This window comes from Methylobacterium sp. J-068 (assembly GCF_022829445.1).
Lineage (GTDB): Bacteria > Pseudomonadota > Alphaproteobacteria > Rhizobiales > Beijerinckiaceae > Methylobacterium.
The window spans coordinates 61568-72037 of the sequence record NZ_JAKSXY010000040.1; the positions used below are offsets into that span (position 1 = coordinate 61568).

Genomic DNA, 10470 nt, shown 5'->3' on the forward strand with positions numbered 1-10470 from the left:
GAGCGGGCGCGCCTCGCGAAGGTGGGCCTTCACCCCCGCACCCGGCCCTCGATCGGGTAGGCCGGGTCGTTGTAGCCCGGCGTCGAGGGGTGGCCGGTGACGATGTGGGCGTCGACGAGCGCCTCGTCCTCGGGCGTGAAATCGTAGCCGAGCGCGCCGAGATACTCGTCCCACTGCGCCTCCGTGCGCGGCCCGGCGATGACCGAGGTGATCAGCCGGTTGGCCAGCACCCAGTTCACCGCGAACTGGCCCGCCGTGAGGCCGCGCGCGGCGGCGTGGGCCTGGAAGGTGCGGGCGATCCTCAGGGATTCCGGGCGCCACTCCGTCTGCATCATGCGGGTGTCCTGGCGGCCCGCGCGGGTGCCCTCGGGGGCGGGGGCGTCGGGATCGTACTTGGCCGTGAGGACGCCGCGGGCGAGGGGCGAGTAGGGCACCACGCCGAGGCCGTAATGGCCGCAGGCCGGCAGGTGCTCGGTCTCGGGCATGCGGTTCAGGGCGTTGTAGTAGGGCTGGCTCACCACCGGCCGGTCGATGCCGAGATCGTCGCAGAGCCGGCAGATCTCGGCCACGCGCCAGGCGCGGTAGTTCGAGACGCCGAAGTAGCGGATCTTGCCCTGGCGCACGAGCAGCGCGATGGCGCCGATGGTCTCGGCCAACGGCGTGGTGTGGTCCTCCTTGTGGAGGTAGTAGATGTCGATGACGTCGGTGCCGAGCCGCCGGAGGCTGGCCTCGGCGGCGCGCAGCACGTGGGCGCGCGACAGGCCCCGGTCGTTGGGACCCTGGCCCATCGGGTTGGCGACCTTGGTGGCGAGCACCCAGGCCTCGCGGTCGCCCCGGATCGCCCGGCCCACCACCTCCTCGGAGCGGCCCTCGTTGTAGACGTCGGCGGTGTCGAGGAAGTTGATCCCGGCCCCGCGCGCGCTGTCGATGATGCGGCCGGCGGTGGCCTCGTCGGTGGGGCCGCCGAACATCATCGTGCCGAGGCAGAGCGGGGAGACCTTGAGGCCGGAGCGGCCGAGACTGCGGTACTGCATCGGGCGTGCTTCTCCATCCGGGGCGCTCAGGCCCCACGTATCCATTGCACCAGACCGGAGGCACTCCGAAAGTCCTCCAGGGCATGAACCGCCGCGTCGGGCAGGGCGGCGCGCGCCATGGTGGCCAGCGCGTGGCCGGGGCCGAGTTCTAGCACGCGGGTGGCGCCGAACTCACCGACGCCCTCCAGGCAGGCCGCCCAGTCGAGGGTCCGCGAGACCTGCGCGGCGAGCTTGGCGAGACCGGCCTCCGGGCGGAACACCGCCGCCCCGTCGAGGCCACTGAGGAGGCGCGGGGCCGGGCGCGGCGGGGGCGTCAGGGGCGCCTCGGCCAGCCGCTCGGCGAACCGGGCCGAGGCTTCCGACAGCAGCGGCGTGTGCGAAGGGATGTGGACGGGCAGGCGTAACGCCCGCGCGGCGCCCGCCGCGAGCGCCGCCGCGCAGAGGGCGTCGAGGGCCTCGACCCGGCCGCCGACCACCACGCTGTCGGCGGCGTTGCGGATCGCCGGCTGGCACGCATGCTCCCCCGCCAGGGCGAAGAGGCGCCCGGCGGGCAGGCCGCGCAGGCCCGCGAGGCCGTAGCCGGGGCCGGCCGCCGCATCCATCGCCTCGGCGCGGGTGGCGGCGAGGCCTAGCACGGTCTCGGGCGCGAACAGGCCGGCGCAGCCGAAGGCCGCGAGATCGCCGATGCTGTAGCCGACCACCACGCAGCGCGCCGGGTTCGCCGCCCGCACCAGCGTCCAGGCACTGAGCCCGGCGACGCAGCACAGGATCTGCCCGGTGCGGTTGGCGTGCAGGTCCGCGCCCGAGCGCACGAAGTCGCGCGGGTCATGGCCGAGCAGCGGAGCCGCCGCCGCGAAGACGCCTTCCGCCTCCGGACGATCGGCGGTGAGGGCGAACATGCCGGGGTGCTGCCCCCCCTGGCCCGAGAGCAGGATCGCCAGGGTCACGCGACGCTCCGGGTCATGGAGACTCCCACGCATCGACGAACAGCGTCATGGCGAGGAGGTCGGCCGCCCCGCCGGGGCTGAGGCGCCGGGCGACGAAGGCCCGGTGCAGGTCCTCCGCGCGCGCGAACCAGTCGTCCCGGGCGATCCCGCCCCGGCTCAGGAAATCCGCCGCCGCGCGCCGCGCGAAGGCGAACCCCTCCGGGCCGCCGCGATGCAGCAGGTTGGTGTCCTCCAGAGAGGCGATCAGGGCGAGACAGGCCTCGACCCGCGCGGCCTCGGGCGCCTCGGGGCGCAGGGCGCGGGCCCGGCGCAGGGCGGGCAGGCCGGTGCCGTAGAGGGTCGGAAACCCGGCCGCCGCCTCGGCCGGCGCGCCGCCGATCCCGTGGCGCCGCCGCGCCCGCGCGCCCGGCGCGTGCAGGAGTTCGGGACCGTCGAGGATGCCGTCCGCGTGGCGCGCGCGCACATGGGCGCCGAGGCTCCCGGCCGCCGGGCGCGGCCCGAGGGCGCCGGCCGCGGCGCTCAGGAGACCGAGGCCGAAGATGGCGCCCCGGTGGGTGTTCACGCCCCCGGTGGCCGCCCGCATCGCCGCCTCCGCCGCGAGGCCGATCCGGCGCAGGCGCGCCATCCCGGCCCCCATTGCGCCGGCCTCGGCGAGGTCCGCGAAATAGGGCTCAAGGGCGTCGGCGCTGGCCCGGAAGGTGTCGGCGTCCATGTCCGCGTGGCTGCCGCTGTCGACGTGGCTGACGAGTCCGGGCTTGGGGTAGGTGGCGAGTTCCCGGCGCAGGCATGCGGTCGCGAGGCGGGCGATCCGCTCCGGCAGGTCCGGGGCTCGCGCGGGGCGCGGGATCGGTAGAGCGGAGGACATCGGCATCGCTCAGGCCGCCGGGGGCAGGGCGGCGGGCGAGGCGGCGAGCAGGGCCGCCACCGGCCGAAGCTCCAGCCGCTCCAGGCCCTTGGCGAGGACCGTGTCGCCCGGCCCGGCCGCGTGCAACTCGCGCCAGTTCACCCCGAAACCGTCGGCGAGGAGGATCTCGCCGTCGAGGCGCAGGGGCGCATGGGCGTCGATGCGGGCGAGCCCTTCGAGGAAGGCCCGGTCGACGGCGCCAGGCCAGAGAAGATCGAGGTCGGACGTCGCGGAGAGGTAGGGCAGGCCGGTCAGCGCCTGCCAGAGCAGGCCCCCGAACACGCGCGGCGCGCGGCCGTGGGCCGCCCCGTGCGCGATCAGCGCGTCGAGGGTCGGGTGCCAGGACGGGGGCGCCGCGTCGCGCGCGTCGCTTAAGGTCAGACCGGGACGCGGCACGACCGCACCGGGCGCGAAGGCGAGGCCGATGCGGCGCTTGCCGAGCGCGGGCGGCAGGGGCAGGCCGGCGGCGAGCAGGGTCGCGTCCTCGCCCGGCACCCGCCGCCGGACGATGACCGGCCAGCCGCGCTGCGCCCATTCCGCGAGATGGGGCACCCCGTCGAGGTCGGGTCGCTCCGCCAGCAGCGCCGCCCAGGCGGCGGGGGCCACGGTGAGGAGGTCGTGGCGCGCCAGGCCCGGATCACACACCCCGCACCACCCGCCCCTCTGCCTCGCGCATCACCCGGGCGGCGATGTCGTGGGCCAGCGGGCGCCCGCCCCGCTCGCGGCCGAGCGCGTCGCGGGTGTCCGAGGTCGGAGCCTCCGCGATCAGGGCCGCGACCTGGGCCCCGAGGGGCTTGGCGGGGTCGAGGGTCACCTGCACGGCGCCGGTCCGGACCATGTTGTCGAGGCCGGGCGCGAAGACCGAGGTCGAGCGGGCCATCGCCTCCAGCTTCTCCAGGGGCAGCTTGGTGACGCGGGCCACCGAGGGCAGGTCCATCACGCTCGGATGCGCGCCGGGCAGGGCCGCGAGCACCCGCGTGGCGAGCGCCGTGGCGATGAAGGCCCCGGCCGCGCTGTGGCCGTAGAGCAGGCCGATGGTCGGGTGTCCCTGCGCGTCGGCGAGCAGCAGCGCCTTGGCGAGGTGGGCGAGGTACTCGTTGAGGCCGAGCAACTCGTCGCGCCGGCTCATGCGCTGGCTGTCGGAATCGACCAGGACCAGGATCGGCGTGCCGCCGCCGGCCCGCGCCACGTCGAGGACGCGGCCCGCGAGAAGGCAGGCGCCCTCGATCCCGAGGGCGGTGTCGCTGTCGATGCCGATGACGGCGAGGCGCCCCTCGCCGAACGGGCCGTCGCCCGTGACGAGGCCGTCCGCCACCGCGACGGCGTGACCGTCCGGGAACAGCGCGGCGAGAATCGCGGCAAGGCGCGCGGAAGGCGTCGTCTCATCGGGCATGGTGCGGGCGCTCCGGCAGGCTGTCGAGCAGGGTGTCGAAGGCCTCGGTGGTCAGGCCCGGCACGGCGGCGGGGTCGTTCACGCCGAGGCGGCCCCAGATCTCGGTGGCGTCCTGGGCATCGCCGAAGCGCGCCAGCCGGGCCTCCAGCCGGGCCTGCTCGGCCTCCAGGCTGGCGAGGTCGAAGGTGGGAGCCGTCGGGATCGCCGCCAGGGCGGCGGCGCGGAACGCCCCGATCGTGTCGTCCACGAAGGCGTCGGCGGCCCCGATGAGGCGCCGGTGCTTGCCGCCCATGGTGCGCCAGACCAGCGCCCGGTCGCGGGAATCGAACTCCTCCGCGCCCCGGTTGGTCTCGATCACCTCCGGGCCGGAGACGCTGAGGCGCCCGCCCTCGGAGATGACGAGGTGCGCGCAGGTGCCGGCGATGAGCCCGCCGCCGCCGTAGCAGCCGGCCCGCCCCCCGATGAGGCCGATGACCGGGATGCCGGCGGCGCGCGTGACCGCGATCGCCCGCATGATCTCCGCGATGGCGGTCTCGCCCGCATTGGCCTCCTGCAGGCGGACCCCGCCGGTGTCGAACAGGATCAGCAAGGCGGCGGGCTTCACCGCGAGCGCGGCCCGCAGCAGGCCGACGAGCTTGGCGCCGTGGATCTCGCCGAAGGCGCCGCCCATGAAGCGACCCTCCTGGGCGGCGACCAGCACATCCCGGCCGTCGAGCCGGCCGCGCCCGACGATCATGCCGTCGTCGAAGGCACGCGGCAGCTCGAACAGCGGCAGGTGCGGGCTCATCATCCGCTGCGCGGGGCCGATGAACTCCTCGAACGTGTCCGCGTCGAGGAGGCCGGCGAGGCGGGCGCGGGCGCTGGCCTCGTACCAGCTCTGGTCGAGGGGGGCGGTCGAGAGGGCGACGGGCTTCCAGTCCATCACGGTGCCTCCATCAGGCGCGCGCCCTGGGCCAGACGCAGGGACACGGTGTCGGGGCGGGCGCCCCCGTCGTTGATGGTGATGGTGAGGCCGCCGGGCTGCCGGCGGGCCACGAAATCCGCCACCACGGCGGCCCAGACCTCGCCGTAGCCGTTGATCGCGGTGTCGATCTCGACGTGGCACGCATCGGGCGCGAGGTTGCGCTCCAGCAGCACTTCGAGGTTGCCCGAGGCGACGACGCCGGTGATCGCGCTCGCCCGGGTGCCGGGGAGCGCCGTCCGGGTGGCGTGGCGGAAGCTCAGCTTCTCCATGACGCGAAATTCCTCACCAGTTCCGGAACTTGGCCGGCGGCTCGTAGAGTCCGCCCGACCAGTGCACGAGGTCCTTGATCGAGCGCGCCGCGAGCAGCGAGCGGTCGGCGTCGAGGGGCTCGATGCCGAGATCCTCCGGGCGGCGGATGACGCCCCGGGCGCGCAGGCGCTCGACCTCGGCATGGTCGCGGCCCCGGCCCACATCGGTATAGCCGGCCACCCCCCGGATCGCCTGCTCGCGCTCGTCGAGCGTCCGGCACAGCAGCAGGTTGGCGATGCCCTCCTCGGTGACGATGTGGGTCACGTCGTCGGCGTAGACCATCACGGGGGCGAGTTCGAGGTCGAGCTTGCGGGCGAGTTCGAGGGCGTCGAGCCGCTCCACGAAGGTCGGGACCAGCTTGTCGCCGAAGGTCTCGACGAGCTGAACCACGAGTTTTCGCCCGCGCCGCAGCGCCGGGTCGCCCGTGCCGCCGGCCTCGCGGCCGGCCTTCATCCAGGTGTCGGACGGGTGGCGCCGTCCGTGCGGGTCCGAGCCCATGTTCGGCGCGCCGCCGAAACCCGCCACGCGGTTGGTGGTGACGGTGGAGGAATGCCCCTGGAGGTCGATCTGCAGCGTCGAGCCGATGAAGAGGTCGCAGGCATAGAGCCCCGCCGTCTGGCAGAAGGCGCGGTTGGAGCGCAGGGACCCGTCCGAGCCCGTGAAGAACACGTCCGGCCGGGCGCGGATGTAGCGGTCCATCCCCACTTCCGAACCGAAGCAGTGAATCTGCTTCACCCAGCCGGATTCGATGGCGGGGATCAGGCTCGGATGCGGGTTGAGGGCCCAGTGGGTCGCGATTCGGCCCTTCAGCCCGAGGCGCTCGGCATAGGTCGGCAGCAGCAACTCGATCGCCGCCGTGCCGAAGCCGATGCCGTGGTTGAGGCGGCGGATGCCGTACTCGGCGTAGATGCCCTTGATCGCCATCATGGCCATCAGGATCTGGGTCTCGGTCACCGCTGCGGGATCGCGGGTGAAGAGCGGCTCGACGTAGAACGGCCGATCGGCCTCGACCACGAAGTCGATCCGGTCGCCCGGGATGTCGACGCGGGGCACCCGGTCGACGACCTCGTTCACCTGGGCCACCACCACGCCGTTCTTGAAGGCGGTCGCCTCCACCACGGTGGGCGTGTCCTCGGTGTTCGGCCCCGTATAGAGGTTGCCGTCCCGGTCGGCCGAGACGCCCGCGATCAGGGCCACGTTCGGCGTCAGGTCGACGAAGTAGCGCGCGAAGAGTTCGAGGTAGGTGTGCACCGCCCCGAGCTCGATCTGGCCGCCATAGAGCATCCGGGCGATGCGCCCGCCCTGGGGCCCGGAATACGAGTAGTCGAGCCGCCTGGCGATGCCCTGCTCGAAGATGTCGAGGTGCTCGGGCAGCACGATGCCCGACTGCACCATGTGCAGGTCGTGGACGCGCGACGGGTCGCAGGCCGACAGGCCCCGGGCCAGGCAATCCGCCTGCTTCTGGTTGTCGCCCTCCAGGCAGACCCGGTCGCCCGGCTGGAGGATCGCCTCCAGCAGGTCGACCACCCGCGCCGCCGGGACGATCTTGCCGTCCGCGTGAGGCCGCGCCCGTTCCAGGCGCGCCTCGCGGGCGGTGCGTTCCTGATGCCAATCCATCGCCCTGCCGCTCCCTCGTCACGCCCCGCGTATACGGCACGGCGCGATCCGCGTCCCACGACATGCCGAACGCCGATCTTGTCGCCAATCAGTATTCCAAATTGCTTCCATGTCAATCATCGGTATACTGAAGCCAATCAAAAACGAATCACAGGATACCCCGGAGGAACGCCCCATGCCTCGTGCATTCCGAACGACGCCCCCGCCCCACACGATTCGGGAGGGCGCCCGATGACCATCTTCGGCGTCGCGCTGCTCGCGCTCTGCACCCTGATCGGTGTGTTCCTCGGCGACCTGCTCGGGGTCGCCCTCGGGGTGAAGGCCAATGTCGGCGGGGTCGGCCTCGCCATGATCCTGCTCATCGCCGCCCGGTCCTGGCTCGTCGCGCGGGGCAAGCTCGGGCACGGGGTCAAGCTCGGGGTCGAGTTCTGGTCGACCATGTACATCCCCATCGTGGTCGCCATGGCGGCGCAGCAGAACGTGGTGGCGGCGGTGCGCGGCGGGCCCATCGTGCTCATCGCCGCCACCGTGTCGCTCCTCCTGTGCTTCGCCTGCGTGGCCCTGCTCGGCCGCTTCGGGCGCCGGGACGAGCCCACGCAGAGCGGACAGGTCCGCCAGGGCGGCGCGGTGATCGGCGGCGGCGATCCGGCGGCCCCCTCATCGGCACGACCGCGCCCGGCGGAGAAGGTCTGATCCCATGCTGCACATGATCGAACACGTCTTCGTGGAGCAGAGCCTGGTCGCCGCCTTCGCGGTGGTCGGCGGGCTGATGCTGATCTCGAATTTCCTCGGCAAGCGGCTCACCGCCGGCCGGGTCCACGGCTCGGCCATCGCCATCGTACTCGGGCTGGTGCTCGCCTATGTCGCGGGCCTCTACACGGGCGGCAAGAAGGGGGTGGCCGACCTGCCGGTCTTCGCCGGCATCGGCCTGATGGGCGGGGCGATGCTGCGCGACTTCGCCATCGTGGCCACCGCCTTCGAGGTCGACGTGGTGGAGGCGCGCCGCGCCGGCCTGCTCGGCGTGCTGGCCCTGGCGCTCGGCACCGTGATCCCCTTCATCGTCGGCGCGCTGACGGCGGTCGCCTTCGGCTACACCGACGCGGTGAGCATCACGACGATCGGGGCGGGCGCCGTCACCTACATCGTCGGGCCGGTGACGGGAGCGGCCCTCGGCGCCGATTCGGCCGTGATGGCGCTCTCCATCGCCACCGGCGTGACCAAGGCCGTGATGGTCATGGTCGGCACGCCCCTCGTCGCCAGGCTGATCGGCCTCGACAATCCGCGCTCGGCCATGGCCTTCGGCGGGCTGATGGGCACCGTGAGCGGGGTGGCGGGGGGGCTGGCCGCCACCGACCCGAAGCTGGTGCCCTACGGCGCCCTGACGGCGACCTTCCACACCGGAATCGGCTGTCTCGTCGGTCCGTCGCTGTTCTACCTCACGGTTCGGGCCATCGTGGGATGACGGGCGGGGTGTCGCGCGTCATGCGGGGAGGGCGGATGGTGGACGAGGGCGCGATGGACGAGCAGGTGGCGGAGCGCGGGCTCCTCTCGGACCAGATCCGCAACGCGCTCACCGACGAGATCGCTGCCGGCCGCCTCGCCGCCGGCACCGCCCTCGACGAGCAGGACCTCGCCGACCGCTTCGGCGCCTCGCGCACCCCCGTGCGCGAGGCGCTGCGCCAGCTCGCCTTCAACGGGCTGGTGGAATTGCGCCCGCGCCGGGGCGTCGTGGTCACGCGCATGACCCCGGAGCGGATCATGGACATGTTCGAGACCACCGCCGAATTCGAGGCGATGTGCGTGCGGCTCGCCACCTACCGGATGACGCCGCTCGAGCGCAGCCACCTGATGGACCTGCACGCGCGCTCCGGCGACATGGTCACGACGGGCGATTTCGATGCCTACGACGCCCTCAACCGCAGCTTCCACGAGGCCCTCTACGAAGCGACGCACAACGCCTTCCTCAAGGAGCAGGCACTGGCGCTGCGCACCCGCCTCTCGGGGTTCCGCCGGACCCAGCTGCGCCAGGGCGACCGCATCGTGAATTCGCGCGCGGAGCACGGCGCCATCCTGGCGGCGATCGCGGAAGGGGACGGCGAGGCGGCGGCCCGGCGCATGCGTGCCCACATGCTCAACGCGGCGAGCGCGCTACGCCACTACATCGATGCTCACTCGGACGCGTGATGCAGCGTGCGCATGAGACGAGTCAGACTCGTCGCGAGAACTGCACCGAGAGCATGCGTCGCGTGTCGAAACGCACGCCGTCCCGATGCAGTTGAGCCTATATCGAGATCGTACCAAGAAGAACGGCCCCCGGACATCCTGGACCCGATCCCGGAATGTTTGACGGAGACCGGATCTGTCCATCTGGATGCTTCTGTCATGAACACCCGTCTTGCTTCCGCCGTCGCCGCCCTGGTCCTCACCCTCGGCGCCCCCGCCTCGTCCGCCCTCGCGCAGAGCGACAAGGCTCCGGCCGGCGTCCCCGCCGCGACCGCACATGGCAGCCGCGTCGTCGGCGCTTTCGACGACGTGACCACCGGCTCGATCAGCCGCCGCACGGACAATTCGGCCAAGGAAGGCAATGCCGACCAGAACGACAAGCCGGTCGCCAATTACGGCGCCACCTCGGGCGGCCCGGCCTACTGAGGCCGGGGACGGTCCGATCTGATGACGGCGGCGGGGCGCGAGCCCCGCCGTTTTCGTGTGCGGCGGGGGGGGTCAGCGCGCGAGCGGGTCGGTCAGCGTCATCCCGAACAGGATCGCGACCCGGAAGACCTCCACGCCCGCGAACAGGCGGACCTAGGCGGACCAGGGGCGTCTCGCGGCGGCGACGGTGAGACGGCACGGGCGCCGGGTGGCGACGCCGGCGCAGGCCCGGGGGATGCTGGGCCTGACGGGCTCGTGAGGCTTGAACGCCCACGACCCGCCTCGCGTTGGCGAGGCGGGTCGTGTGGTTGATGTATTTGGTTGCGGGGACAGGATTTGAACCTGTGACCTTCAGGTTATGAGCCTGACGAGCTACCGGGCTGCTCCACCCCGCGCCACCGTTTGATCGTTTGAGGGAGTGTGTTGTTTGTCTTGTCCTGTGCAGGTCTGGCGGCGACCGACTCTCCCGTGTCTTGAGACACAGTACCATGGGCGCTGGTGCGTTTAACGGCAGCGGTGCTGGCGTGCTCGGCCACCACCTCGTCCAGGGGCCCTTGCGGGTCGAGGGTCGTCAGGGTCTCCAGCCAGGGCGCCGCCATCGCGCCGCGTCCGCTGCGGCGGGTGCCCGCGATCGTGGCGCGCGACCAGGCGGT

Annotated in this window: 12 protein-coding genes and 1 tRNA gene; 4 read left to right on the plus strand and 9 right to left on the minus strand. The window is 72.8% G+C overall.

What is annotated here, in order from left to right; genetic code table 11:
- Positions 1 to 29: 29 nt before the first annotated feature.
- The 8 genes from MKK54_RS03350 to mdcA are packed head-to-tail and all read right to left on the minus strand — an operon-like array spanning position 30 to position 7168.
- Entirely contained in the window at positions 30 to 1034 is a 1005-nt protein-coding gene (locus tag MKK54_RS03350; protein ID WP_244009130.1) for an aldo/keto reductase, read from the minus strand.
- A 26-nt stretch (positions 1035 to 1060) separates the two neighbouring features.
- Entirely contained in the window at positions 1061 to 1981 is a 921-nt protein-coding gene (locus MKK54_RS03355; protein WP_244009132.1) for an acyltransferase domain-containing protein, read from the minus strand.
- Between the two features lie 13 nt (positions 1982 to 1994).
- Positions 1995 to 2846, minus strand: coding sequence for a triphosphoribosyl-dephospho-CoA synthase MdcB (gene mdcB / locus MKK54_RS03360; protein WP_244009133.1), 852 nt, complete (start codon positions 2844 to 2846; stop codon positions 1995 to 1997).
- A gap of 9 nt (positions 2847 to 2855) precedes the next feature.
- Positions 2856 to 3530 carry a malonate decarboxylase holo-[acyl-carrier-protein] synthase gene (gene mdcG, locus MKK54_RS03365; protein ID WP_244009134.1) on the minus strand — a complete coding sequence of 225 codons (675 nt, stop codon included), beginning with the start codon at positions 3528 to 3530 and terminating at the stop codon, positions 2856 to 2858.
- A complete protein-coding gene (gene mdcE / locus MKK54_RS03370) occupies positions 3523 to 4278 on the minus strand; it encodes a biotin-independent malonate decarboxylase subunit gamma (protein WP_244009135.1) in 756 nt (251 codons plus the stop codon). Before mdcE ends, mdcG begins: the two co-directional genes overlap by 8 nt.
- Complete coding sequence (locus MKK54_RS03375) at positions 4268 to 5200, minus strand: biotin-independent malonate decarboxylase subunit beta (protein WP_244009136.1); 933 nt, start codon at positions 5198 to 5200, stop codon at positions 4268 to 4270. The genes mdcE and MKK54_RS03375 overlap by 11 nt, the downstream gene beginning before the upstream one ends.
- Positions 5200 to 5511: a malonate decarboxylase acyl carrier protein gene (mdcC, locus tag MKK54_RS03380; protein WP_244009137.1), complete on the minus strand. Its 312-nt coding sequence runs from the start codon at positions 5509 to 5511 to the stop codon at positions 5200 to 5202. Before mdcC ends, MKK54_RS03375 begins: the two co-directional genes overlap by 1 nt.
- Positions 5512 to 5524: 13 nt before the next feature.
- On the minus strand, positions 5525 to 7168 hold the full coding sequence (gene mdcA, locus MKK54_RS03385) for a malonate decarboxylase subunit alpha (protein ID WP_244009138.1): 1644 nt from the start codon (positions 7166 to 7168) through the stop codon (positions 5525 to 5527).
- 231 nt (positions 7169 to 7399) lie between these two features.
- On the opposite strand from mdcA, the gene madL reads away from it, so the two are divergent.
- The 4 genes from madL to MKK54_RS03405 all read left to right on the plus strand — a co-directional run bounded on the left by madL (position 7400) and on the right by MKK54_RS03405 (position 9817).
- Positions 7400 to 7861 (plus strand): malonate transporter subunit MadL, encoded by a 462-nt coding sequence (gene madL / locus MKK54_RS03390; protein ID WP_244009140.1) that lies wholly within the window; start codon positions 7400 to 7402, stop codon positions 7859 to 7861.
- A 4-nt stretch (positions 7862 to 7865) separates the two neighbouring features.
- Positions 7866 to 8630, plus strand: a complete 765-nt coding sequence (gene madM, locus MKK54_RS03395) for a malonate transporter subunit MadM (RefSeq protein WP_244009141.1) — start codon at positions 7866 to 7868, stop codon at positions 8628 to 8630.
- Between the two features lie 35 nt (positions 8631 to 8665).
- Entirely contained in the window at positions 8666 to 9352 is a 687-nt protein-coding gene (locus MKK54_RS03400; protein WP_244009143.1) for a GntR family transcriptional regulator, read from the plus strand.
- Between the two features lie 198 nt (positions 9353 to 9550).
- On the plus strand, positions 9551 to 9817 hold the full coding sequence (locus tag MKK54_RS03405) for a hypothetical protein (protein WP_244009145.1): 267 nt from the start codon (positions 9551 to 9553) through the stop codon (positions 9815 to 9817).
- A 318-nt stretch (positions 9818 to 10135) separates the two neighbouring features.
- Here the strand turns inward: MKK54_RS03405 and MKK54_RS03410 are convergent.
- A tRNA-Met gene (locus tag MKK54_RS03410) sits at positions 10136 to 10212 on the minus strand.
- Between the last annotated feature and the right edge of the window lie 258 nt (positions 10213 to 10470).